We start from the raw sequence: 26,054 nt of genomic DNA, 5'->3' as shown, positions 1-26,054 counted from the left end.
ATCAATGAATTTATCTACCATTCAAACTCCTGGTGTTTACATTCAAGAACTAAATGCTTTTCCCAATTCTGTTGTTGGAGTAGCTACAGCTATACCAGCATTTATAGGGTACACACCACAGGCCTCTTACGAAGGAAAATCGTATACGAATGTGCCAGTAAAAATCACATCTTTTGCTGATTTTCAGGCTTTTTTCTGTTTGCCAGATCCACCTGCTCCTGCAAGTCCGTCTAAACAGTACAAACCTGAATACTACTTAGTAGCAGAAAAAAGTCAACCTTTAAAAGGAGACTACATGCTAATTGCAGGAACGTATTACTCGATAGTTCCAGATCCGAACACGGTTTATTATTTATACAATAGCGTAAAGCTTTTTTATGAAAATGGCGGTGGAGATGCTTATATTGTTTCTGTTGGTTCTTATGGACCTGCGTCGCAAAAACCAGGAACTCCGGGAATTCCAGTTGTAAACCCGAATGTGCAATTGAATGATTTGACAAAGGGTCTTTCTCTATTGCTAAACGAGCAGGAACCAACTATGTATATTTGTCCCGAAGCTACTTTATTAAGCGTAGAAAACAACGGGACTCTAATGCAGGCTATGCTTCTTCAGTCGACGCAAATGCAAACGGCAATGTGCTTATTTGACATTATTGGTGGCGACGCCCCAGATCCTATTTTGTATACGGAAGACATTACAAACTTCAGAATGAACACCGGTTCTGTTGGATTAAACTACGGAATGGCGTATTACCCGTTTATAGGAACTACAATAATGCAAAATTCTGATATTGATTACACTAATTTATTTGGTGGAGATGTAAAACAACTAGAAGCCGTTCTTAATCCGCCTAGTGCTCCTAACCCAGCCGTTGCCGCTATTATTGCCAATATTCAGAATCCATCGAGCACTTTGACTGTAACCCAAAATCACAATGCTTTGCTTATTGCAAGTCAGACGTATTCCTTAATGATAAAACACATTGTGGCAGATGCTAATATTCTTCCTCCAAGCGGTGCTATGGCAGGCGTTATTACAACGGTAGACAATGCTGTTGGCCCTTGGGAAGCTCCTGCTAATACTTCTATTGTAGGTGCGGCATCATTGCCAATTTCCATTTCTGAAAGTCAGCAAGCCAATTTAAACGTTGATGCCGTTTCGGGTAAATCGATCAATGCCATTAGAACATTTAATGGTTTAGGAATTTTAATCTGGGGATCCAGAACATTGGACGGAAACAGTCAAGATTGGCGATATATTCCAGTACGCAGAACTATGATATTCTTGGAGCAATCTTGTAAACTGGCCGCTCAAGCTTATGTTTTCCAGCCTAATGATAAAAATACTTGGGAAGCTGTAATTTCTATGATCAGTAGTTTTCTTAGTTCGATCTGGAAACAAGGAGGTCTGCAGGGAGCCAGCGCTTCTGATGCCTTTTCTGTAGCCTGCGGATTGGGTTCTACAATGACAGCAGATGATCTTTTAAATGGTTTCATGAATGTAACGGTAAAAGTTGCAGTTGTTCATCCAGCTGAATTCATTGTCTTGACATTTCAACAGCAAATGGCAACTTCTAGTTAATCAAACAAAAACTCACTTAAGTAAATTTTTAATTTAAATATAAAATAATATGGCAACAGATGACGGAAGCGCACAAGGCGCAACATGGCCCATGCCAAAGTTTAGATTCGAAGTAGATCTTGGAACAGAATTAACCAAAGTAGCTTTTCAGGAAGTTACGGGAATGGATGTCGAAAATCAAATTATAGAATACCGCAAAAGTAACAGTCCGCTTTTTTCTGTGGAGAAAATGCCTGGTATTACTAAATACGGAAACGTAACTATGAAACGTGGCATTTTTGTAAATGATAATACTTTTTGGGATTGGCATCAGCAAGTCGTAATGAATACGATTAAAAGAAGAACCGTTCTGATCAAATTATTGGACGAAAAAGGCGGCGTAACCATGCAATGGACGCTAAACAATGCTTGGCCAACCAAAATTACAAGCACCGATTTGAAGTCCGACGGTAACGAAGTTGCGGTAGACACGATAGAAATTGCACACGAACAACTGATCATTAAAAATGGCGGTAAGTAACGATTATCCCGTTAGCTTTTATTTTACACTTTCATTTGCAGGTGTAGATGCGGCTTTCAAGGAGGTATCTGGAATATCTAAAGAATTAAGCGTAGAAGAAATTGTTTGCGGAGGCGAAAATAGATTTAAATATCGCCTCCCAACCATTTCTAACAGTCAAAACTTAGTGCTTAAAAGAGCCATGGTGCCTGCAGGATCTCAGTTGGTCAATTGGTGTTCCAACTGCATCGATCAAGGATTATCAAACCCAATACAGCCCAAAAATGTGATCTTAAAACTGCTTAATGCTTCGGGCGTAGTCTGCATGCAATGGACGTTTAACAATGCCTACCCAGTAAAATATGCCGTTTCTGACTTAAACTCTCAGGAAAGCAATATTGCGATAGAATCTATTGAGCTGGCCTACACCTATTTTGACATTTCTAAGGATACCAAATTTGATAAACTTTTTACCTAAACCATTATGCCAATCGAAATAAGAGAACTTGTCATTAAAACAGAAATCGTAACAAACAACACTAAAAATTCGGCGCTAACCAAAGAACGAGAAATGTCTATTCTGAGAAAACAGCTGCTGGAAGAATGTAAAAGATTAATTGCAGAAAAAAATCAGGAGAATAGTTATAAACGTTAAACCACTCCCGACATCTATCGCATAAAGTATTAAAAAATCCGCACGATCTGCAAAATCTGCGAGAGAAAATATTTCAAAGACCAACCAGGATTTAAAAAAATTTAAACTTAAAATAAGACACAAATGGCAAGTTTAGAATTAATGAAAATTACGGGATATACAGACGAGGAATTTCAGAATAGATTCTCCGGAAATCCATATGCTTTCATGATTAATCCTGATAATATCAAAATACAAAAAAGTATCGAATACAACGAACAGCAGGCTCCAGCAACAAGTTCGGCTTCGCAAAAATACAAAAGCACTCCAAGCGATAAACTGAGTTTTGAAATGGTAATAGACTGTACGGGAATCATAGATGCCAAACGTACCGATATGTCTAAAGAAATAACCGCTTTAGAAACGATTATTTATACTTATAACGGTAAAATACATCGCCCTAATTTTGTAAAAGTGCAATGGGGACAGAATATTACATTCAACGGAGTTCTCGATTCTATTGACATCTCTTACACTCTTTTTAAACCAGATGGAAGTCCGCTTAGAGCCAAGATATCATTATCGTTCAGTCGCTATATTTCTCCGAAAACGGTAACCAGAGCAGATGCTCCAGAATCTCCAGACCTTACTCATATTGTAAGCGTTTCTGAAGGCATGTCTTTACCGCAATTGTGCCAGAAAATCTGGAATGACGATTCCTTTTATATACAAGTTGCAGAACATAATAAACTTAACAAATTCAGAAACCTCAACGGTATCGACAAATTAATTTTTCCACCCATAATCCCTTTAAACTAATGAGTGCTTCAACCGAAATAAAAAGTGGCGGAATCGCAACATTCGCAGTTAAAGTTAACGGATCGGCAATAGCCGATGAACTTAGCGTGCTTTCTATTCACATCGAAAAAAAAGTAAACCGAATTGCATCTGCAAAAATCATAATCCTAGACGGAGAACCAAACACGGGTAAATTTGATGCCAGCTCCTCTTCTACTTTTGTGCCTGGCGCAACAATTAGCATAGAAGCAGGATATGACAATAATAACGCTGTTATTTTTTCTGGTTTAATCATGAGCCAGACCATTCGCATTGATAATTTAGTAGGATCTGCTCTAGAAATTGAATGTCGTGATAATGCCATAAAAATGATTGTAGGCAGAAAAAGTCTCACGTTTTCTAAACAGAAAGACAGCGATATTATATCTTCTATAATTGGAAGCTATTCCGGTTTAAGCGCAGATGTTACTGCCACAACTACGGTTTGGCCAGAACAAGTGCAATTTTATGCTACCGATTGGGATTATATTTTGGCTCTAGCCGAGGCAAATGGTTTAATCGTAACCACTTTAAACGGGAAAGTTTCTGTTTTTCCTCCTGATAAAAGCACCACATCTGTGCTTACGGTAACTTATGGCGATAATCTTCTTGAATTTAATGCCAAATTAAATGCTGTGACACAATTAGGAAACGTAGCTGCCAATAGCTGGGATTTTAAAACTCAAGCGGTTGTAAACGGTAATGCAGCGCCAAATGTTAGCGGAGCTGGAAATTTGACCACAAAAAAATTATCGGAAGCTATTGGACTCTCGACGTATCAATTGCAGACTTCTGCCCCGCTAGAAAGTGCTGATTTAACCAATTGGTCTAAAGCGCAAATTATTAAAAGCGAATATGCTAAAATAATGGGCGAAGCTAAATTTCAAGGAACCAATTTAATTGATCCTGGAAAGTACATGACTTTTGCCGGTATTGGAGATCGTTTTAATGGCGACTACCTCATTGGCGGAGTTGTGCATGATTTGTCTCAAGGAAATTGGGTTTCAGAAGTTACACTCGGACTTTCTCCATTTTGGTTTACCGAAGAACCAGATGTTATGGCACCACCCGCTTCGGGGCTTGTTCCAGGTGCAAAGGGGCTTTTTAACGCAACCGTAAAAAAGATGGATGAAGATCCCGATTCTCAATACCGAGTTTTAGTCGATGTTCCTTTGCTAGACCCAAAAGGCGAAGGAATCTGGGCAAGGCTAACCAATTTCTATTCAACAAGCGGAGCCGGAGCTTTCTTTATGCCCGAAGTTGGAGATGAAGTTATTTTGGGTTTTATAAATGAAGATCCACGATATCCCATAATTCTCGGAAGTATCTACAGCAGTACAAGCATAAAACCTTTTACGGGTTTGGACCCCAATCAGAAAAATTCGGTAAAAGCCATTGTTTCTAAATCGGGAATTTCGGTACAGTTTGATGATGAAAACAAAGTTTGGACTGTTGCAACACCCAACAAAAACACGATCATTATTAGCGATAAAGACAAGAAAATTACGATTCAGGACGAAAACAATAATAGCATCGTAATGTCAAGCAGTGGTATCGATTTATCGAGTCAGAAAAACATCAATATCTCAGCCAATCAAAATGTGACCATCAAAGGAAATGAAGGTGTGAACATACAGTCAAGCGGCGGAGATGTCTCAATAAAAGGTCTCAACATTAAAGAAAATGCAGATATGCAATACAGCGCTCAAGGCGGTCAAATGGCACAAGTCTCCGGAGGAATGCAATTGACGCTGAAAGGCGCAATGGTAATGATTAATTGATTGTTTATTGTGAGATGATAGAGAATAGAAAATAGAGAATAGAGGAAAGAGAATAGAAGCAAGAAGCGATAATCACGATTAAACGAATCAAGAGTAAAACAATTAAACAAATAAATAATTAACCGATTAAACAAAAAGATATGCCACCAGCAGCAAGACTTACAGATTTTCATCAATGCCCGATGGTTACTCCGGGAGTGCCACCAATTCCGCATGTAGGAGGACCAATAGTTGGGCCAGGTGCACCAACAGTTTTAATAGTAGGATTACCAGCTGCCAGAGTTGGCGACATGCTGGTTTGTGTAGGACCTCCAGATTCTATTGTAAAAGGATCTGCAACGGTTATGATATGTGGTATGCCCGCCGCAAGAATGGGAGATTCAACCGCTCATGGAGGATCAATTGTTCTTGGAGCATTTAATGTTATGATCGGTGGATAATATAGCACATAATGATACCGCTTTTTTAGGTTCAGGATGGGCATTTCCTGTTTCATTCTCAGCAGACAATCACCAGCTGAATTTGTCTGCTAATGAAACCAACATTAATGAATCTATCAATGTCATTCTAAACACACGCAAAGGCGAGCGTACGCTTGAAGCCGAATTTGGTTCTGGAATACAGCAATTTATGTTTAAAAAAATTGATAGTACGCTTAAAGGCGAAATCATAGAAACGATCAAGTTTGCTTTATTACGATATGAACCCAGAATATTAGTTCAAGACGTGAGAGTCGCATCAACAGATATCGTAAACGGAACAATCGAAATACTGATTAGTTACATCTATTCTAAAACCAATACAAGACACAATTATGTGTTCCCATTTTATTTAAAAGAAGGAACCAACTTAGATCGAAAAAAATGATTTTAATTGATCAAAATAGCGCTATAAATTCTCTCAACGAAGCACTCGTTCCGAATCCGTATTTAATAGACGGAAGAACCGAGCAGGATTGGCTGTACTTTTTGACAGAATTTAGCAAATTGATCAATTTCTATAATGACAGTAATGCTATAGAAGGAAACTGGAGTCCGTTTTTACTGAAAGATCCCGTTTTTCTGATGGCTTCCATTTCGAAAACAAATTACAAAAAACTGTTCGCTGATTATAAAAATGGCTGTTTAGAAATTCAACGATTGCTTGAAAACAAAAACAGCATAATAATCAACACGCGAGCTTTAAACAACTTGTTTGATCGCATTACGGCTATTTATCAAATTATAGAACGCTGGACGCATCATATGCTAAAAAACAGTGAGGTATATGATCTCAAAACGTATATACTGCAAGAAGTAAAAAACAGATTGAGCATAGATTTTTGGGCTATTCAATCTTATAGACAATATCTGTTAAAACTATCTGTCGAGAATATAATTCTCACTTCTGTTCCTTGGGACGAGTTTAAATCTTTTGATAAGAATATCTGGTACATCAATAAAGATAAAATCCCATTTTGGCAGGTTTTTGGTTTTGAAAAAGAACATCCTATTTTGGATGAAATAAGGGCTGTACTAAAGGCAAGCTTAGCTATTCTAACCAAAATTGGCGATAAATTATTTCAGTTTTTAGAAACCATCATTCATCACGCCGCAAAAGAATACCAGAAATTAAACCTCAAAAAAGGGCATTTTCCAGATACTGTTTTGTTGCGCTCATTTGTAAATATTCTCAAAATTCAGCAAGATCAATTAAACGGACTTTCTGAGAAGCATCTTGATTTTTATTATAAAAATATCCTGAAACAAACCAAATTGCCAGCAGTGGAAGATCAGGCGTTTTTGTGTGCAACACTAACAAAACCAACATCTGTTTATACTCTGCCTGCGGGGATTTTATTTAATGCGGGAGTCGATGCCCAGAAGAATCCTATTCTATTTGCTTCTAAAAAAAATGTAAATCTCAATCCTGCCACAATTGCAAGTGTTCATAAGCTTTCGTATCAGGATAAAAACAATGCGTCTTACAATTTGCAAACCATTGTAAAACCAACCGAAATTCAATTAGATCCAGAAAATAAAGCCATCAGTTGGGAGACTTTTGGCTCAGACGACGATTCTCTAAATCCGTCATTAATTGGAGTTGCATTTGCTTCGCCAATGCTATTATTGCGCGAAGGGACAAGAATCATAACAGTAACATTAGAATTTGCTTCTCAGATCGATTTAAAAATCCTCCAAGAAGCCAATTATTTTTTGAGCACACAAAAGAATTGGCTACAACTGAATTTAGCTCCTTCCAATTTTACAATCGATGCTACGAAACAAAACGCAATTGCAATTGCTATAATCCTTGATCCAAGTGTAGTAGCAATCGAGCCGTTTCTGGTTAATCCAGACGGATTAAAAAGCGATTGGCCTATGATGAAAGTGTTGTTTCAAAATGTTCCTAATCCGCAGGATCCTCCTAAAGTGACATCGATCACTATTGCCTTAAAAGTAGAAGGAGTCAAAACTTTTCAATTGTATAATGATTATGGGGAATTAAGCACGAAAAGTCCCTTCCCTCCTTTTGGACCAATTCCGTTGGTTAATGCCAACTTTATCATCGGAAATAATGAAATCTTGAGCAAACCTTTGGACAGTTTCACAATACAGATCGATTGGGATAAAAGACCTGCCAATTTTGAAATTTATTACAAAGAATATAATGATTATTTACATCCTCCAAAAAAAGGAGACAATTCGGTTGTAAAAGCGTATCGAATCGCTTTTCCTCGTAAACATCAAAATATTGCATTCGTTAAAGAATTCTCCAATGCCAATTTTATGGTATGCTTCAACATTATGCAAGACAAATCATGGCAAGGCATAAAAATGACTAAAATTTTGAGAACCAAAAATGACCAAGTTTTCATTCCAACTGATGAAGTTTCGCAACCGGTTAATTTATTCGACACTTTGCCCGTAGTTCCTCCTAATAATGTTCTTAGCACCTCTAACAGTGATTATATATATTCTAAACCTGTTTCGACTAAACCTGATGTAAAATTATGGCATCCCAATCCAAACATTCAAAAAGAGCCTTTAAAATATTCTGAAGAAAGCACATCAGGATTTATAAAAATGACTTTAAAAAGTCCACAATATGGTTTTGGTTCCGAATTGTATGCCAATGTTGTCGCTAGCATCGCCTTGCAAAACGGGTATAAAGTTGCACACAAACAAGATGATTTTATTCCTGCAGCCAATCTTCCATTTGTTCCAAAAATACAGACTTTTTCTGCTCAATATGATGCAAGCGTAACCTACAATCTTGATGGTACAGCGGGAGATTATCCGTTTCAATATTTTATTTATGCTCCATTTTCAAACTATACCGTTTTTGATAGTGAAACGGCAGACAAAACTGAAACGAATGTATTCAACACCGAAATCATTGGAAGTTCTGAAAGCGATGCAGTAAAAGGTTTTCCGCTTTATCCGTCTTTTGACCATAACGGAGCCTTATTTATAGAACTCGATAATTTGATTTGCAACAGCACTTTAAACCTCTATTTTGAATTGGCTAGAAATTCAACCGCGCTTACCGATCAAAATAAGATTATGTATTACTATTTAAGCGATTTGGGCTGGAAAAATATAAAACCATTATCGGATCAAACCAGCCAATTTAGATGTTCTGGAATTGTAGAAATTCCGATTCCTGCAGATTGCAATAACAATAGCAGTATAATGCCAGGAAACAAAAACTGGATTTCTATTGCGGCTGTTGGCAACCTTAAATCATTTTCTAAAACTACCTTTATGCAGACCAATGGTTTTATCGTGCAAAGAACTGGAACGACGTTTCTAACCGATACGCAAAGTCCGAAAATTGATGCCAATGTAATTACTAAACCAGAAATTAAGATTCCAGAAATAGGTACTATCATACAGCCTTTTGCTTCTTTTGGAGGAAAAGCTGCCGAAGACAAAATAGATCGAAATAAAAGAGTAAGCAATAGCATAAAAACCAAAAATAGAGCCAGCACAGCATCCGATTATTATACGCTCATTGCCGAAAAGTTTGATACGGTCTATTATTCAAAAGTAGTGACTGACGAAAGCAATAACATCACCAATGTTTATTTGGTAAAAAAAATAGCATCAGATAGCGATTCAAATGCCTTTACACCTTTGGTGACAAATGCTCTCGAAATTGAGGTGCAAAAGTTTTTAAGCGCCAATTCATCTCCATTTACCCAACTAAACGTTTCCAATTTTGATCTAGAATACGTTACCATTAACATCAATATTCAAGTAGATCCAAACTACCAGACCACCTTGGTAACAAAGAATGTAAATCTTGCTCTAAAAAAGTATTTATCGCCTTGGATTACGAACTGCCCTTCTGAAATAGAAATTGGCAAACCGCTTATAGATGCCAAAGTGAAAACATTTGTGCAAAATATAAAAGGAGTTCTTACGGTAGAGAAAGTAACTTTTTCGAGCTACAACATTGATCCGGTTACGGGCTTGCAAACTGTTTTAAAAAGCGAAGAGGAAAACTTAATGCCAAACGATTCGATGACACTTTTAGTTTCGGCACCCCATCATAATATTTCATAACCAAATAGAAATGGATACTAATAATCAAATAACAAAAATTCAGCTTCCGCCGCATCAGGACTTTAACTTCCTGAAAGACGAAGCTATTGATTATATCCAAAATCACATTGGCAATGAATGGACCAACTTTAACCCGAGCGATCCTGGAATGACAATTCTAGATCAGGTTTGTTATGCCATGACCGAATTAGGTTATTGTACCGATTTTTCGATTCCCGATATTTTAACCGATTCTACAGGAAAAATGGAAATTGAAAATCAGTTTTATATGCCTTATAAAATTCTGACTACGGCGCCATACACCATTAACGATTACAAAAAATACATTATAGACGGCATCGAAGAGGTTTACAATGTTGTAATCGCACCTTACAATCAGAATCTTTTGGCATTTAGCAGAGTGTATCAAATTTATCTTTATATCAATCCAGATATTACCGATGATATTAAATGCAATAACATTTGCAAGTCGGTTTATTACTACCTCAATCAGAGTCGAAATATTGGCGAACTTTTTAATATGCCAATTGCATTGCAACTGCAAAATTGCAAGATTGGCGGAAATATAGAACTTGAGAAAAGTGCAGATGAAAATGCTGTTTTATTAGAACTTCAAAATAAAATTCGCAATTATATTTTTCCGAAAATAGATCAGGCGAATTATGAGACGATGAAAGAAGACGGATATGATGCTGCTACAATATATGATGGCCCGTATCTTAAAAACGGTTGGATTTCTGACGATTCTTTATACGATAAAAAAGATACCATAAAAGCTATTGATTTAATTCCTGTAATGGAGTCTGTAACCGGTGTCATTTCGGTTTCGGGGATACAGCTTTATCAGAACACGAATAATGTTCAAGCATTGCAAGCAACACAAAGCCAATTATTTTTTGTTGATATTATAAATTCTTATAAAGAGAAAAAACTAACATTAAATTCTAATGGAAAACAAATAGTCGCAGATGTCTTTGATCCGTTGCAAATCAATATTGGCCAATATCAGGATAATGTAACGAGCTTAAACAACAAACCGACTATAAAATTGCCAAAAAGCAGTTTTAGAGACATCAATAGTTATTACTCCATTCAAAATACATTTCCGCAGCAATATGGCATTGGCGACGATAAAATCGAAGACGATTCTTTGCCCGTTCAAGTGGCACAATCGCGTCAGTTAAAAGGCTATTTGACTTTATTTGATCAGGTTTTGGCCAATCAGTTTTCGCAATTAGCCAATGTTCCCAAACTGTTTTCTTTCACCAATTCGGTATGCGGAGCGCCATCAGACAACGATGCTTTTTATGCACTAAAAGATACATACGAGAAAAAGCATTTGGAATATCCTGTTCCGTACAAAATGTTTTCTCCTAGCTATTTCTATCAATCTCTGTATAGTATTCCTCACATCAAACCTTTATTGAAAAATAATGCCATTTTTGAATACAGCAATGGAATTGAAACTAAAAAGGAACTGAAAGAAAAAAGCTGGCGAGAATATCAGCAAGATCCTTATAATGCCTACATCTTTGGAATGATGAAAATCATGGAAGAAGAAGATGTTAACTTCGAAAGACGAAACAAAATACTAGATCATTTGCTTGCCAGACACGGCGAATCGCCAAAAGTAATTGATGCTATCATTCATGATACTATCTATACCGGAAACAAGAAAAAAGATCAGATCATTATAAAGAGTTTGTATTTGCAGAATCTCGATTTATTATCCTACAACCGTTTTAAAGGTTATAATATTCTAACGGCTTCAAAAATTAATCAAACCGCAGAAGCTCATTTGCTAAACATTAAAAAGGAGCATTTTGAGCATATTAGCGAAAACACGTCAGATTTTGTTTTTCAATCTAATAAAATCAATAAAAAAGAAAAACTAAGCAAAACAGATTTCAATAATTTTTCTGGTTTAGAATTAAAACTGAATTTACTTTTCGGATTAAAAAACATATATACCAATTTTATTACAACACAATTTGAAGCTTCACAAACTTCTATCGAAGATCAATTGAACAGCAATAAAACCATACAAAAAGTATATTGGCTTAAAGAAAATAGAAAAGGTAGTTTTTTTATTGAAACCTCTATTCTCTTAAGTCAATTAAAATATAATCTTGAAATTGTAAAACAAAGTGATAATTCTTTTTACGAAATACAAAATACAGATTTCCAAACCATTGCCAATATAAATTATCTTTTAAATACGGAAAGTCAAACCGTTTTGGATTCTCAGTTTTTAAAAGGTCAGTTGGAATTTTCTAATGAAAAATATGCTTTTAGTACTGATAATTCTCAAACTGGAACATCTATAGATTATACCAAAAGTAAATTCTCTGATTATTCATTTCGTATTACCGTTTCTTCTGGAAACGGAACCATAACAATCAACGATGCACTTTTTAAGAAAAATGCGATTTTGCTATTTCCAGATTTTATTTCTGAATTGCAAACTCCTCAATTCGAAAGACGTTTAGAACAGTTTCTTGCGGTTAGTCTTCCAACAAATATACAATGTGAATATCTGTCTGTTCAGTTTCACGAACTTGAAAATTTTACATCGAATTACTATAGCTGGCATGACAGTTTACGCTTCAAAAATACACTAGATACACACTATACTGAAACAGAAGCAAGTTCAAATCCGGAGCAGTACGCTGTAAATTTAATTCATAGTCTAACCTCAATTTTAGAAGCAAAAAATGGAAGAAATAAATAGCCATATTGTATCGAGTCTAAAATGGGACACCACTTTTGACCAAAAGAAAGAAGGTTACAGACTTCAGGAGCGTTTAAGTGCTTGGAGCAAAATTTCGTTGCCTAGAGAAGTTACCTCTATTTTTGACGAATTATGCCCGCAGGAACAAAGCTGGAGAATTGAATTGCTTGAACTTGATCTTGGCGCCTGCGATTATGGTGATCTAGAGTTTGATCTTAGCCGAAAAATACAAAATCTATTAAGAGAGAAAATAGCCGAATTAATTCTGTATCAAAACAATCAGAAGCAAAACGGAATTGCGGTTTACAATAAAGAAAAATCAATTCTAGAAAATCTTACGGTCTTTTTGCTAGAAGGTTATTTACCATGGAATTATCAAAATAAAGAAGGTTCTGTCAACCAGATTATGGCAGAATTGCTTCAGAACAATCTCGCTGAGGTTATTGCGATTATTAAAAAAACGGGAATGTCTCATGAGGAAGTGAGAAAACGAATTGCATGGCAGTTTGACGAAAAAAACATCACTAAAATAATCGCCTCGCTCGAACCTAATAATAGTAGTTCTATTATTGAGTTTAGCGCAACGATGGTTAATATTCAGGTTAAAGAAACGATTATCCAAACGAGTACGGCAAGTTTCAAAAAGAATCTATGGTTCTTTATTCTGAACTTTTTGCTGCTCGAACGCGGAACGCTTTTTAATAAACTGGCTTTCATGAAAAGCAGTATTCTGCAAATGGCCAATCATTACAATATTGCTTATGCCGAACTTATTATTCTAATCGAAAATACGATTGTAAAACTCTCTGATAAAACATCGCAGAACAACGATTTTATTGCTTGTCTTAAAATACTAACGCAGGAATATGAAACCCAAAAAAGCGAGAATTATAAGCTTGAAACTGCTACAAATTATTGGAGTCTATTAGAGCAATTATTGAAAAATAAAGGCAATAGAAGATTTAAAGCCGACAAAGACAATTTAAACGAATTGATAATGGTATTGAATAGCGAGAATAAAACAAAATTTAATACGCTGCTTCAGCCCATTTTTAAAGATGAGAGTTTGCTTGTTTCGCTGCTTCCGGATTTAAATGAAACTTCGATAAAAATACTGTATTCAAAACTGGATACTACTCCATCGCAGCTTCATACAGAATCTATTATTTATCTAAACCAATTGAGCCAGACTTTTAAACTAAAAACAAACCGTAAGGCTTTATGGCAAATTGGAATTCTATTTCTCATCCAAAATAAAAATACAGACAATACTGCTTTTCTGCTATTTTGCATTAAAGAATTAAGCAAAAAAAATAATCTTAGCCATGAGCATTTATTGGCCCTGTTTACCAATGCTAAAATTCCTGCGGCGATAAAAAGCAATAATGCTGCGGTTATTTTTACGAATCTAAATGCTATCTATTGCAAAGAAATAAACCGTAATAATTCTAATTATCCTGCTGTTCATTTCAAAAATCTTGTAGCGAAACTAGAACTAGAATTGCAGAAAAACAGTACCAAAAGTATCTTTTTTATTGACTTACAAAGATCGCTGACTAGAACTATTTTATTGCATCCTAAAATTGCTTTTGAAGCCATGCTTTCATACGGAAATAAAGAGATTCTTAGGAAATTACTTCCGTTGGTTTTGAATCGAGAAATACTTCAATTATTGCTAAAAACAGCCAATTATAAAAAAACAAAACTTGTACAAACGATACAGGTTGTGTATGAGATTTTAAATGAAAAAGATCAATATGATTTTCCTGAAGAATTAATGACCGATGATTTATTGCTTCTTGGAATGCAGGAAATATTGTTTCATCCGGAGCATAACTCCTCTTTGTTTCTGGAAACTATTATTGTGCAGTTATCCAAAAAAGTGACCGAGACGAGACGCGATGATTATTTTCAGTTTATCGCAAAACTGATTCAGTCCAAACGAATTAAATCTTTTGGAGTGGCTATCAAAAAGACCTTTTTAAACCAGCTAAAAAACACAAAATCTATAGATCCCGTTGCGCTTGCCTTGCTCATTCAAAACACGTCAAAGCAAGATCAGCAGGAATTAGCGCAATTATTAAGTGCTAATTTTAATGATACAGGATTTGTTTTACTCCGAAAACAAGACAGAAAAGAAAGCGAAAACATATTGCTTTATTTCTTGACAAATGCAGTTGCGCTGAAAAAGAACTGGATTCAGAAAACGGCTTCTGTCCTAATTCGAAATGTAAAATCGGTTTCGGAAACTAAAATTAGCGCAACATTAAATGAACTTTTCTGGAACACGATTCTAAAATATTCTGCTTATAAAGGCAATGAAATTTTATTTAATAAACTGCTTCAGAAAGAACTCAAATTGTATTTAAAAAAGAATGTGACGAAGGAAAAAATACAGCTTCAAAACGAAACAAAATCTTTTAAATATGCCAATTCAGCACCAGATTTTATGCCTTTTTTAGAAAACAATGGCATTTCTGATTATATACTTTCTAATGAAACTGCAGAATCAATTAGCGCAGATTTGCTTTTTGAAATCGAGAGTTTATCTGAAAAAGAGAAATACAAATGGATTTCATCAATCCTTATAGAAAGGCAAGTTTCATCTGCTTTCAGCATTTCTAAAACCATTGAGATTAAAGACATTCTGAACGCCATTATGGTAAAAGAGCCAAAGATTTTCTTTAGAATAATAAAAAAAGAATTTATTCCTGAAGCTCAAATTGATTGGCTTTGCCGAAATATTAACTTTCATCATTTATGCAATGCGGTTAGTCAATTGGATAAAAACAAAGAATTGTCTTTACGGATTTTGGAAAAATTCAATCAAGTTTTGGGCAATGTTAAAATAAAAGGATTGGCTGCTAAAGAAATGCAGCATCTCTTATTGCGAAAGCTCTTAAAGGCTGTAACCAACGACAATTGGAGACTTATTGCAATAGACAAAATCTGGAATGAATTAATCTGGGAAGTTGTAACCAAAAAAGGAATCTCAAAAAAAAGCTTTTTGGCCGATATGAAAAAATATATCTATCAATTTCCTCCCGCTTTACAGCTCGGTTTCAAAGAAATTCTAAGAGCCGAAAAGCAAACCTCAACCGTCTTAAAACAAACTGAAATAATTTCGAAAATGGAACATAATAAAACTAAAGAAAACCCAAAAAACAGCCCTAAACAAGGAATTCCTGTTAGAAACGCAGGAATTGTACTCTTAAACGATTATATCGCGATGCTGTTTGAACGATTGAGCCTAACTTCTGAAAGAAAATTTATAAGCAACGAACATCAAGTTAGAGCTGTACAATACTTGCAATATCTAATTACAGGAATGCAGGAAACGGAAGAGGTTTATTTGCCGCTAAACAAAGTTTTGTGCGGTTTGCCTTTAGCCGATACTGTGCCTGATTTTATTGATATCACTGATCAGGAAAAACAATTGATAAAGGGTTTGATACAAGCGGCGATTTCGCATTGGCCAGAAATTGGAGATTGCTCCGTAGACGGTTTTCGCGGCAACTGGCTTGTACGCGACGGAATTCTGGTAGAACTAGAAGATAAATGGGAACTCACGGTAGAGAGAAGAGCTTATGATATATTGATTAACAGATCTCCTTTTGCTTTTTCGATTATGAAATACCATTGGATGGATAAGCCTTTGCATGTCATTTGGCCTTATTAAAAAAGTATTCTAAAAACCAATTATCCAAATAAGAACCTTGAATACAATATTGAAATATAAATTAATCAACTAAAAGAACTATTATGAACAGTTACAATGAAAATCTGCATTCTAGTGTATTGTCTTCATTAGAAAGTCAGGAAATGACCAAAAAACAATTGAGTTCACAATTGAGCACTTCAATGTTTACTCTTTATTATGCTGAAGGAGCTGAGATTGTTGCGCAGGAAAAACTCGATGCAACAGCAAAATTGTACAAAGAACAGCAACATATAAATAATGTTGTGGTTACGAATAAGAATATGGCAGACAACTTATTACTATCTGCCAATCAGCAAAAAACGTATGTAACACAAGCCGTTACCAATATGGCGGTTTGCGCGTCGAATATACAAATTGCTTCAAATTCTATTGTGCGTTTGGCTAGCGATATTGGAAGTATTTACAGTATTGTAAATGCTGCCGATTATGGAACTCAAATTTATCAGCAAACGCTTGAAGCTTATAATCTGATTAATAAAACAGCCTATAATGCAGAGCTTACTTCGCAATATGCTATGGAAGCTACAGCATCGATTTCTGAAGTTTCAACTTCTGTTGTGGCAGATGGAGCTAAGCTAACCAACTCTTCTGTCAATAATTTATTGCAGGTAACCACTTCAGATTTAACAGCAACTACCGCAGTACTAACCGTAGATAACGATACGAGAGCAAAAGCAAGTATTGCTACAAGAGCTGCAGAAGGAGCCATAAAATGTTGTGAGGTAGAATATAATGCTTCAAAGAAAGCCTATACGTATAACAACGAACAATTTAATCAGGCTTTGATTGTTGAGGTTCCTACAAATTTTGATCCTTCAGCAGGCAGTTTTACTGTTTCATTTGATGCTTACAAAAGTCCTTTTTCTCCCGAAGATAGAGATCCTGCAACGCAAAATAAAGGATTAGCAAATCCAGTTTTAAGCTACAATATCATTTTGGTAAAAGACAGTAAGAAATCATTCTTTAATGCTTCTACGGCAGAAGATTTGGTGGGCAATCCCGATCAATGCAAAAGTATTCCTGCGACGCAAAAACCAGATGATAAAGGAAAATACAGCACATCTATAGCTTATAAATCTTTGAGAGATGCAGATAATGAACCTCTAGTGCTTGGCGAAAATTATGTTGCTTTTCTTTTAATAATGTTTACTGAATCTTACAAGAAAGAAATCAATACGTTTGATGAATATCTATCTGCACCTTCTGAAATATTTTCGTTAGTCTATACTTTAAAAAGTGCGAAAGATATTGGCACTTCTAGAAAACATTCTGAAGATTTATCTAAAATTACTTTTAATGTTGAGAAAGAAGAATTAAAAGCAAGTGAAATTGATTACAGATGTTTCTTCTTGCCTTACACCGATAATCTTTCTACAAATGAGGATTTACAGACTTTGGAATCCAAAATTGAAACCATGGAGTTAGATGAGGAAATTAAAACTGTTGATGCTGAAGTTAAAGCGCTTACCGAAGAGATCGAGATCTTAAATAGTTCTGCTCAAACAAGTGCCGAAACAGCCAAAAACAGTAAAGATCCTGATCAAGACAAACAGAAAAATAATAGTCTGAAAAGTGCATTGGCTGATGCTAAAGAGAAATTACGCCTTGCAAAAGCGCAATTGACAGATTTGAACGCTAAACTGAAAGAAGTTAAAGACAAATCTCCTAAACCAGTTAAAAACACCAACGCCTTTTTCTTCAATTTAAATTTAGCAGAAAACATTCCGGCAGGAAACTTTACAAGTGCCAAACATAAAACAACTTCAAGTCCAGAATTTGAAGTGCATATTGATGGCACCACTACAGATAATTTTGGAAATCCGCTAATTGAAGATAAAAATTACATTCCTGTTATTTTGTCTTATTACAAAGGCAGTGAGATTTTAAAAACCAGATATAAAAACAGTCTTTCTGATTGGCAAAACACGCCGCCAATACCTTATTCTACAAAACCAAAATCTGAAATTATAAACTAATTAATACCTCAACTATATGGATACTATATCATTAACTCCGTTAAGACCAAGTTTACAGAAATACGGAATTACAGAAAAGAAAAAAGCCGAACTAGACTTGCTAAAAAATCAAGTAGTTAATGCAACAGCAATTGTACAGCAGCAACAGACAATTGTAAATTCGCTGAATGAAAAAGCAACCCGATATCAAGGTTATTTATTAGTTTCTGAAAGCAATCGTACGCATGCATTAAGCAACAAAAACTTGATCGATCAAGTTATTCAAAATGCTTACGACTTAGCTCTCAATTCAAGAGTTGCTTTTTCAAAAACAGCCTATGCAACAGAAGACTCAACAACAGTTAGCAAAAGCATCAGTGACTTGATTAGCAAATTAATTTATTCTGTAGAAATAATTAATAAACTGTCTATTCTAGTTATTCGCAAAAAAGCACTTAATCCGTTAATTTCTGATGATTTAATCGCAAGAATAAACAGCGCAGGTACAGACGCCAATAATGCGGTTGCTCTTACGCTAGTTGCCTTAAAATCTACATTGGCTGCAGAAGCTTCTGTTCTGGAATCTGAAGCGGCAATTACTTTAGAAAGTAAACAAGCAACAAAATTGTATCTGACTTTAACAGATGAAAAATCTTTAGACGCGCCTTTATCAGTACAGCCTTCAGACAAGACTTCTATAAGAGCCTTAATATACAATGCGTATAAAAACGCTCAGATTTCTTATGATAAAGCCAATACTGCAAATGACGAAACGGGAAGACAATTGAGCATTGCAACTGCCAATTTAAACAAAGCGCAAATCAAACTGCAATCGCTTCAATCTAGCTTAGCTGCGGCAACTGCTGCTGCTTATGCCTCTTAAGATCAATTAAATTGTCCACTGTTTGCTTACTGCATTCAGTGGACTTTAATCAATAATTTTTAAGGTTATGGATCATACTAATAAGAATTTTTACAGGCATTTTTATCTCAAAACTGGAGGATTTCTACCTACCAAACCGTTAAATAAAAGTCTTTTTCCTGGCGATTATTTTCAGATTAAAAACGGCGAAATTATTCTTCTTGGAAACATTTATCGCAATGGCATTATATCGCGTCACGATGCTGATATAAGCGGAGTAATTGCCTTAAATGATGCCAATTGGAATTTTAGTGATGGTATCTCAAAACCTTATTCAGGACGATCACACGCACATGGTTCTATTGAAGGCAATTTTGAATTTAGCAAACAAATATTGGCTTTTACTAATAAAGGAAGCTTCATTTTTAAAGCCGAAGAACCTGAATCTGTAAAAATTAATAATTGGAATGAAATCCAGCAGCAATTAATTATAAAGCTCACACAAACCTTATATTCATTTAGGGAACTTTATGTGGTAACAGAAAGTACAACTGCAAAAAATACAACTCTGGCCATAGCTGGCGAAGCAAATGCCGAACTAGAATTGGCTTGTGAGGCTGAAAATTTTGGATTATCTGATATTTTCGGACATGAAAATACTAAAACCATTCAGTCTAAAGATATCGAATATTACCACCGAGAAACCAAAAGAAAACCTGCTTATTTCAAAGCCAAAAAATTGGTCGTGCAAGACGAAAAATTGTCTTATTTCATTACCGATTTTATTGCCAAAGAGAACAATACAAGCGAATGGGCAGATTCTTTTTTTGATTCGAGTTTTCATAATGATGTTGATTATAACACACAAATGATCATGCAAAATGCACAAGGTTTTTATTTGGATATGCTGCAATGCAATGAGCTGAATCCTAATACGGCTTTGCTTTATTTTAAATGGGCTGACGCAAATCTGGACGATGTAGAAAAATTATTTGGAGTTTATGGAAACTAATCCCAATATTGTCTCTTTGTATAATGAAATGGATTGGTTGCAAAAGGTAATCGATCAGGTTATTTGCAGTTATCTGCTTCAGGATGGACATGAAAACCGCTGGCAGGATATTCCGCTACCAGAAACTGATGCAGAAACTGAAAATAGTGCTTATTATAAAAAAATAGGAGAATGGGATTTGAGTCTTTACGAACGACTTTGTCTTGCCTTAATTCTCGCACCTCAGATTAAACCCGAAGTTCTGGATATTTTCTTTAGTAAAAATGCGATGTACGATCGCGGATTTACTGAATTTGGCGGAGTTATCAATAAAAATCATAGCGGTTTTTTGCCTACAGGTCAAACCTTATCTTTTTTAATTACCGCTGTAAATCCTGAATTAAGAATAGAAGTGCTTCAAATTCTGAATACTACAAATATACTTTCAAAAGAACAGGTTTTGGTTTTAGAAAATAACGAATCTAATGTTCCTATTTTGAATCAAGTCCTTTCGATTAATGAGCGTTGGCTGAACTTTTTTATTACAGGAACTTTACCCAAATTGGAACACAGTATTTCGTTTCCTGCACAACAAATTTCGACCAAATTAAACTGGGACGATTTGGTTCTAGAAGAACATGTCATGAATCAAGTTATGGAGATTAACGCTTGGCTAAATCATGGTGATACTCTTATGACAGAATGGGGTTTGGAGAATAAAATAAAACCTGGATATCGAACCCTTTTTTACGGACCTCCAGGCACTGGTAAAACGCTTACTGCAACTTTACTTGGAAAAAGTACCAACAGAGAAGTTTTTAGGGTTGATCTTTCTATGATTGTTTCTAAATATATTGGTGAAACAGAAAAAAATCTGTCTAAAATATTTGATGTTGCACAACACAAGGACTGGATTTTATTTTTTGACGAAGCCGATGCGCTTTTCGGAAAAAGGACAAATGCTTCTTCTTCAAACGATCGGCACGCCAATCAGCAAACGGGATATTTACTGCAAAGAATTGAAGATTTTCCAGGAGTGGTTATTCTAGCATCCAATTTAAAAGAAAATATGGATGAAGCTTTCTCCAGAAGATTTCAATCCATGATTCATTTTACGATGCCAACCGCAGAGGAAAGGATTCTTTTATGGGAAAAAGCATTTTCAGGAAGATGCAAACTTAGTCCAGATATTGATATAGAAAGCATTGCCGAAGAGTATGAACTTGCTGGTGGAGCAATTATTAATGTATTGCGATTTTGTGCTTTAGCAGCCATTCAGAAAAATGAAACTGTTGTCAATCAGCACGATTTATTGGAAGGGATTAGACGTGAATTTAAAAAAGAGAACAAAACACTTGTGGTTACTCAAATGAATTGACGTTATGAAAAAGAATGAAAACATAAAAAAAGTTGCCATTGCCGCGCCTCAATTACACCGTCATAAAGTGAAACTTAAAATTGGAAACTGGAAAAAACATTTTGATTTCAACTATGTGAATACCATAATTGCATTGGCTTTGAATGATTTCCACGACAAGATTTTCTTTTATATTAACGGATATCTTATTACAAGCCAAAATCTTTATTTGGTTGTACAAACTACCGAAAAAAGTGTAGAAGAAATGGTTACTAAAATTGAAAATCAGATCGTTAACTTATTAAAAACGAATCCTCAAAAACTAAAAGAAAACCGTGGCGAGGTTTCTATTATAGCTGATGACGAAAATCTTTTCTACGCCGCGAGAAAACCTTTATTTAAAATTTATCCTTTAGAAAATGATCATCTGATAAAACTGATTACCGGAGAAAAAGTGGAACTACCCTATTTTGATCGAGATTTAGAGCATTTAAAAAATAGGATTCACAATCATCCTTTTTGTTCGGCGATTAATTATTTAGGGGGTGTTGGCCCAGTTGAAGTTACGCCTTTTCGAGGTTAGAAATTTTGCTTTTTTGCGAAAGATTATAAAGGCTATTTAATAGAAAGCATAAACGTATAAAAAAAGAATCATGAATACTTATAGCAAAGTTTCGACAGAAAATGATTTTCAGGATGCAGCAAGCCATCTGACAAATAGCAGCAGTACCAAAAATACTTATCAGCTAATTGATAATCGCGTTTCAACTTCAACTTTAAGAAATAATAATATTCCAGTTAGACAATTAAAATCTAATCAGGCTATTGCTAATTTCAATTCTAATACAGTACAGCTAATAAAATTTGACAAAAAGCAAAGAGCAAAAAAATTAGCTGCAAATAAAAAGAAAAATGACGGATTTCATACTTGTGATTACTGCGGATTTCAGCATTCACAGGTACATTATGCAACATTTCAAGGCAGAAGAATGGGCGATGGACAGTTTCACATTGATCATATACAACCCGCTTCAAAAGGAGGAAGAAACAACATGAGAAATGGCAGGGTATTTTGTGGAACCTGTAATACTTCTCGAGGAAACCGAGCACATGTTGGTGCAACTGGTTTTAAAAAATATCATGCTCTGCATAGAAAAACACTTCCAAAAAACTATATGCGCAGACCAAGTAAAAAAAGAAAATAAAGCATTTAGATCTAAAAATAACTAATAATATTTAAAATTAGTTCTTATGGAATATTCAACTGATAAAACAAAAATGCAATTTGCTGCAAATAGCTCCGACGAAAAAATTGTTCAAAATAAGACAAGAGAACTTACGGACAATCGCCCTGTTTCTGTTTTACAAAGAAAAGCAAACAATACCGGTTTGCCTGAAAATTTAAAATCAGGAATAGAAAACCTTTCTGGTCATTCTATGGATGATGTAAAAGTTCATTATAACTCAGACAAACCGGAACAGCTTAATGCGCACGCTTATGCGCAAGGAGCAGATATTCATATCGCGTCAGGGCAAGAAAAACATTTGCTACATGAAGCTTGGCATGTTGTACAGCAAAAACAAGGGCGCGTAAAACCTACTTTACAAATGAAAGGCAAGGTAAATGTAAATGATGATGAAGGTTTGGAAAATGAAGCTGATGTTATGGGGGCAAAGGCTTTACAGATGAAATCGAAAGAATACGAAAATAGGCTTATTACCCATACTAGACCTATAGTTCAGCTAAAAAGAAAGAAACGTAATAATCAACAGGCTAACGAAATTAAAAATTGGAATGACCCAACTATTCGAAATAAAAAAATAGCAGAAAAACAAGCAAAAGCTAATACATCTGGTAAGGGGCAGTTGGCACTTGTACCTAACGGAAGTCACGAATTTAATCAAGTTAAAGGAAAAATAGAAAAAAACGTTAGAACTAAACCTTATAAAACAGATGCATTTCATGAAACTCAGCCACTTATGAAAGGTATTATGGGAGCAAATGGTTTTTTGGGAAAACTATGGGCGGGCAAAAGTGCCATATTAGGTGGTGGAGGCGGAAGATCTTTTACAATAGAGGTTCAACAAGTATTTAGAATTATCAACCCAAACGTTAGAAAAACTGCATTTCAAAACGCAAAATTTAATGGACTGCATAAACCCGGAAAGACTTCAAGAGAATTATATGCAGGACATGGAGATGCTGTTACCAATTTAGTAGTTGGTGGTGGTTACAGGCCAGACATAGGTGCACATGATTCCCAGAAAGGATATGGTGCGCTTGGAAGAGGTTCCTATTTTAGCGACCAAGCAGCAAAAGCTGCTACTTATGGTGGTCTTGATCCAATACAAGGAGGCGTCCTAATTGTCAGTGATGTCATAGAGGGGAATCAAAAAATGGTAAAAGATGGATCCAATGAAAGACATAAAACACATAATTCAATGGTAAAAAGAGAAACCGTACCTGGGAACAATCAAATTACTGTACCTGTGGGGTACGAAAACGAGGATAATGTCAATGAAAGCAAATATGATTCTATAAGAGGACAAAAAACATATGAATCTGGAAGTGGTTCTTATGGAGCAGTTTATTATCGAAATAACTTTGATTCTAATGAAATATTAATACGAAATGCAGACCAAATTTTACCAAAATATAAGGTGCATTATACAGTAACATTTCAATAAATATGAATAATATCAATTTTAACCGTTAAAACTACAAAAATGAACAACTTTTCAAAAATTGCAAATGCTTCGGCATTATTTCCTATGCGAGGAAGTGCTTATGTCCCAGCGCCATCAGATGACGCGTTAAATCCTCCTGACAAGTATTTTGACACCGATTTTACCAATTCTACATTTCCTCTTATATGGGGAAAAGCAAATGGCGGTCGCGGCGATCTTTTTAATTTTGCTAATGACCTCAAAGTGAATTTTTTGCATCTCTACGATTGGAATGTGCCTCCATTTCCTGACCAAGAACCAGGACCATATAAGAGATCACATATGTCTTTTTTAAATGAATGTGCGGCTAATAACATTAAGGTTTTTGTTCCTATTTCTAATTTTTTCATGGAAAAGTTACATAAAGGGAAAGAAGATGTAACTCCCGATATTAAAGCAATGGTAACTGAAATTTACAATGCTGGAACTACTCCTCATACAGCTGCCGGAATATGGGGAATTGGTAATGAATTTGATCTTGCTGGAGGTTTTTCTGTAACTGATGTTGCCAAAATGATTCAGATTCTTGTCAATATTGAAACCAGTATGGGAATTCCTGCATCGAATTTACTGCCAATTACTTCGCCAGTTTCATTTGCTGACCCTACAAATAAAGATATACCTGGACTTATTGCTATTCAAAATCTTCATGCTGCGCTTCAAGCCATAGGTTTAGAGAATGTTTGGAACACTAGGTTCATTGCCTCAACAAATCCGCAGAATAATGGTGCCTACATAAAAAACTATATCGATAATACATTTCCATCTTATTTTCCTACTATTCCTTTTTTCTTCGCAGAAATGGGCACTCCTATCAAACAAGATCCGAATTGGCCTGTAAAAACTGAACAGAATCAGGCAGAATGGGTTCTTTCTCAAATACAAAATTCACATCCGCGAGGTAACTTTTTAGGCGCTTGTGTATTTCAATTTCTAAATCAAACTACCCTTAAAGAGGGATCTGAATCTACTTTTGGAATGACAAAACCGTCAGGATCTTTTACAATGGGAAATATTCCTGGCAACTATATTCCTGGAGGCGGACAATCTTACAGAATTGATAATTTAACCCAAAAACCAATGTATCAAAGTGTAAAAATGGGTTTTTCAGCGTTTTAATATATTATTTGAATGTTACAATTTAGAATAAATCAGAGAGCAGTTTTTCAACTTAATAAGACAAAACTGCTCAATGATTTAAAACTTCAACACAGTATTTCAGTCACACGTAATTAATTACATTTATGAAAATTACAGTAGTAAAAGTTTTTTTACTTGACCAAAAAAATTGATTTATCTACATTCACTTTGTACTTTTGCGGTATGAATGATAATTTTATAAATGAATACTTTGGTATCGGAATCCAAAATGGTAAAACACCAGAAAACTTAGGTGTTTTATGGCGATCGGCTCAAAACTTGGGCGCTACTTTTATATTTACCATCGGAAATCGATATGCCAAACAAGCTTGTGATACACACGATGCGGTAAAAGCAATTCCATATTTTCATTACGATACTTTTGAAGCTTTTTTTGAAAACTTACCAAAAGGAGCACGATTGGTTGGTGTTGAACTATCTGAAAAAGCCTCGGATTTAGAAACTTTTGAACATCCAAGGCGTTGCGTTTATATATTGGGTGCAGAAGATCATGGCTTATCTAAAAAAGTAATGGAAAAATGCCATCATTTAGTGAAATTCAAATCAGAAAAAAGTTTGAATGTCGCCGTTGCTGGAACTATTGTTATGTATGATCGAAATTTGTCTAAACCACGTTCTTAAAAACATATAAAAAAAGACGCCGTAATTGGCGTCTTTTTCTTTTTG

General features: G+C 35.2%; 20 protein-coding genes. All 20 read left to right on the top strand.

All coding sequences use genetic code 11. The features are described 5' to 3' along the window. The first annotated feature begins 4 nt into the window (after positions 1-4). The 20 genes from SOM12_RS18910 (at position 5) to SOM12_RS18815 (ending at position 26,009) form a co-directional block, all read left to right on the top strand. Positions 5-1,582, top strand: coding sequence for a phage tail sheath family protein (locus SOM12_RS18910; RefSeq protein ID WP_095930121.1), 1,578 nt, complete (start codon positions 5-7; stop codon positions 1,580-1,582). Between the two features lie 49 nt (positions 1,583-1,631). Further along, a complete protein-coding gene (locus SOM12_RS18905) occupies positions 1,632-2,102 on the top strand; it encodes a phage tail protein (RefSeq protein WP_095930122.1) in 471 nt (156 codons plus the stop codon). After that, a complete protein-coding gene (locus tag SOM12_RS18900) occupies positions 2,089-2,559 on the top strand; it encodes a phage tail protein (RefSeq protein WP_095930123.1) in 471 nt (156 codons plus the stop codon). Before SOM12_RS18905 ends, SOM12_RS18900 begins: the two co-directional genes overlap by 14 nt. Positions 2,560-2,565: 6 nt before the next feature. Next, positions 2,566-2,736 (top strand): DUF5908 family protein, encoded by a 171-nt coding sequence (locus SOM12_RS18895; protein ID WP_172426911.1) that lies wholly within the window; start codon positions 2,566-2,568, stop codon positions 2,734-2,736. A 123-nt stretch (positions 2,737-2,859) separates the two neighbouring features. Next, positions 2,860-3,534, top strand: coding sequence for a hypothetical protein (locus SOM12_RS18890; protein ID WP_320494881.1), 675 nt, complete (start codon positions 2,860-2,862; stop codon positions 3,532-3,534). Beyond that, positions 3,534-5,333 carry a type VI secretion system tip protein VgrG gene (gene vgrG / locus SOM12_RS18885; protein WP_320494880.1) on the top strand — a complete coding sequence of 600 codons (1,800 nt, stop codon included), beginning with the start codon at positions 3,534-3,536 and terminating at the stop codon, positions 5,331-5,333. Before SOM12_RS18890 ends, vgrG begins: the two co-directional genes overlap by 1 nt. Before the next feature lie 140 nt (positions 5,334-5,473). Further along, positions 5,474-5,773, top strand: a complete 300-nt coding sequence (locus tag SOM12_RS18880; protein WP_320494879.1) for a PAAR domain-containing protein — start codon at positions 5,474-5,476, stop codon at positions 5,771-5,773. Further along, entirely contained in the window at positions 5,766-6,200 is a 435-nt protein-coding gene (locus SOM12_RS18875) for a GPW/gp25 family protein (protein ID WP_320494878.1), read from the top strand. The genes SOM12_RS18880 and SOM12_RS18875 overlap by 8 nt, the downstream gene beginning before the upstream one ends. Beyond that, positions 6,197-9,883 (top strand): baseplate J/gp47 family protein, encoded by a 3,687-nt coding sequence (locus SOM12_RS18870; RefSeq protein WP_320494877.1) that lies wholly within the window; start codon positions 6,197-6,199, stop codon positions 9,881-9,883. The genes SOM12_RS18875 and SOM12_RS18870 overlap by 4 nt, the downstream gene beginning before the upstream one ends. 10 nt (positions 9,884-9,893) lie before the next feature. Beyond that, complete coding sequence (locus SOM12_RS18865; protein ID WP_320494876.1) at positions 9,894-12,614, top strand: hypothetical protein; 2,721 nt, start codon at positions 9,894-9,896, stop codon at positions 12,612-12,614. Then, the gene (locus tag SOM12_RS18860) at positions 12,598-16,293 is read left to right on the top strand and encodes a contractile injection system tape measure protein (RefSeq protein WP_320494875.1); all 3,696 of its coding nucleotides are present in this window, start codon (positions 12,598-12,600) and stop codon (positions 16,291-16,293) included. Before SOM12_RS18865 ends, SOM12_RS18860 begins: the two co-directional genes overlap by 17 nt. 83 nt (positions 16,294-16,376) lie before the next feature. Continuing rightward, on the top strand, positions 16,377-18,311 hold the full coding sequence (locus SOM12_RS18855) for a hypothetical protein (RefSeq protein ID WP_320494874.1): 1,935 nt from the start codon (positions 16,377-16,379) through the stop codon (positions 18,309-18,311). A gap of 16 nt (positions 18,312-18,327) precedes the next feature. Then, positions 18,328-19,173 (top strand): hypothetical protein, encoded by an 846-nt coding sequence (locus SOM12_RS18850; RefSeq protein WP_320494873.1) that lies wholly within the window; start codon positions 18,328-18,330, stop codon positions 19,171-19,173. Positions 19,174-19,240: 67 nt separating this feature from the next. Next, positions 19,241-20,164 (top strand): hypothetical protein, encoded by a 924-nt coding sequence (locus tag SOM12_RS18845; RefSeq protein WP_320494872.1) that lies wholly within the window; start codon positions 19,241-19,243, stop codon positions 20,162-20,164. Then, positions 20,154-21,521 (top strand): ATP-binding protein, encoded by a 1,368-nt coding sequence (locus SOM12_RS18840; protein WP_320494871.1) that lies wholly within the window; start codon positions 20,154-20,156, stop codon positions 21,519-21,521. Before SOM12_RS18845 ends, SOM12_RS18840 begins: the two co-directional genes overlap by 11 nt. A 4-nt stretch (positions 21,522-21,525) precedes the next feature. Then, complete coding sequence (locus SOM12_RS18835; RefSeq protein WP_320494870.1) at positions 21,526-22,083, top strand: hypothetical protein; 558 nt, start codon at positions 21,526-21,528, stop codon at positions 22,081-22,083. A 70-nt stretch (positions 22,084-22,153) separates the two neighbouring features. Beyond that, positions 22,154-22,705 (top strand): HNH endonuclease, encoded by a 552-nt coding sequence (locus SOM12_RS18830; protein WP_320494869.1) that lies wholly within the window; start codon positions 22,154-22,156, stop codon positions 22,703-22,705. Positions 22,706-22,751: 46 nt separating this feature from the next. Beyond that, a complete protein-coding gene (locus SOM12_RS18825; protein WP_320494868.1) occupies positions 22,752-24,188 on the top strand; it encodes an eCIS core domain-containing protein in 1,437 nt (478 codons plus the stop codon). Positions 24,189-24,227: 39 nt separating this feature from the next. Further along, positions 24,228-25,346: a hypothetical protein gene (locus tag SOM12_RS18820; RefSeq protein ID WP_320494866.1), complete on the top strand. Its 1,119-nt coding sequence runs from the start codon at positions 24,228-24,230 to the stop codon at positions 25,344-25,346. Between the two features lie 204 nt (positions 25,347-25,550). Further along, complete coding sequence (locus tag SOM12_RS18815; RefSeq protein ID WP_320495003.1) at positions 25,551-26,009, top strand: RNA methyltransferase; 459 nt, start codon at positions 25,551-25,553, stop codon at positions 26,007-26,009. Positions 26,010-26,054: the final 45 nt, after the last annotated feature.

It is taken from the genome of Flavobacterium sp. CFBP9031 (genome assembly GCF_034044945.1).
In the GTDB taxonomy this organism is placed as follows: domain Bacteria; phylum Bacteroidota; class Bacteroidia; order Flavobacteriales; family Flavobacteriaceae; genus Flavobacterium.
The sequence above is the reverse complement of the archived record's forward strand: the minus strand, read 5'-3'. Positions and strand labels throughout refer to the sequence as shown.

Bases quoted from the DNA above. Each gene is read 5' to 3' on its own strand.
- SOM12_RS18910 (WP_095930121.1), top strand. From the start codon at position 5: ATGAATTTATCTACCATTCAAACTCCTGGTGTTTACATTCAAGAACTA.
- SOM12_RS18870 (WP_320494877.1), top strand. From the start codon at position 6,197: ATGATTTTAATTGATCAAAATAGCGCTATAAATTCTCTCAACGAAGCA.
- vgrG (WP_320494880.1), top strand. From the start codon at position 3,534: ATGAGTGCTTCAACCGAAATAAAAAGTGGCGGAATCGCAACATTCGCA.
- SOM12_RS18865 (WP_320494876.1), top strand. From the start codon at position 9,894: ATGGATACTAATAATCAAATAACAAAAATTCAGCTTCCGCCGCATCAG.
- SOM12_RS18835 (WP_320494870.1), top strand. From the start codon at position 21,526: ATGAAAAAGAATGAAAACATAAAAAAAGTTGCCATTGCCGCGCCTCAA.
- SOM12_RS18905 (WP_095930122.1), top strand. From the start codon at position 1,632: ATGGCAACAGATGACGGAAGCGCACAAGGCGCAACATGGCCCATGCCA.
- SOM12_RS18840 (WP_320494871.1), top strand. From the start codon at position 20,154: ATGGAAACTAATCCCAATATTGTCTCTTTGTATAATGAAATGGATTGG.
- SOM12_RS18815 (WP_320495003.1), top strand. From the start codon at position 25,551: ATGAATGATAATTTTATAAATGAATACTTTGGTATCGGAATCCAAAAT.
- SOM12_RS18825 (WP_320494868.1), top strand. From the start codon at position 22,752: ATGGAATATTCAACTGATAAAACAAAAATGCAATTTGCTGCAAATAGC.
- SOM12_RS18880 (WP_320494879.1), top strand. From the start codon at position 5,474: ATGCCACCAGCAGCAAGACTTACAGATTTTCATCAATGCCCGATGGTT.
- SOM12_RS18850 (WP_320494873.1), top strand. From the start codon at position 18,328: ATGGATACTATATCATTAACTCCGTTAAGACCAAGTTTACAGAAATAC.
- SOM12_RS18820 (WP_320494866.1), top strand. From the start codon at position 24,228: ATGAACAACTTTTCAAAAATTGCAAATGCTTCGGCATTATTTCCTATG.
- SOM12_RS18845 (WP_320494872.1), top strand. From the start codon at position 19,241: ATGGATCATACTAATAAGAATTTTTACAGGCATTTTTATCTCAAAACT.
- SOM12_RS18830 (WP_320494869.1), top strand. From the start codon at position 22,154: ATGAATACTTATAGCAAAGTTTCGACAGAAAATGATTTTCAGGATGCA.
- SOM12_RS18890 (WP_320494881.1), top strand. From the start codon at position 2,860: ATGGCAAGTTTAGAATTAATGAAAATTACGGGATATACAGACGAGGAA.
- SOM12_RS18895 (WP_172426911.1), top strand. From the start codon at position 2,566: ATGCCAATCGAAATAAGAGAACTTGTCATTAAAACAGAAATCGTAACA.
- SOM12_RS18855 (WP_320494874.1), top strand. From the start codon at position 16,377: ATGAACAGTTACAATGAAAATCTGCATTCTAGTGTATTGTCTTCATTA.
- SOM12_RS18860 (WP_320494875.1), top strand. From the start codon at position 12,598: ATGGAAGAAATAAATAGCCATATTGTATCGAGTCTAAAATGGGACACC.
- SOM12_RS18900 (WP_095930123.1), top strand. From the start codon at position 2,089: ATGGCGGTAAGTAACGATTATCCCGTTAGCTTTTATTTTACACTTTCA.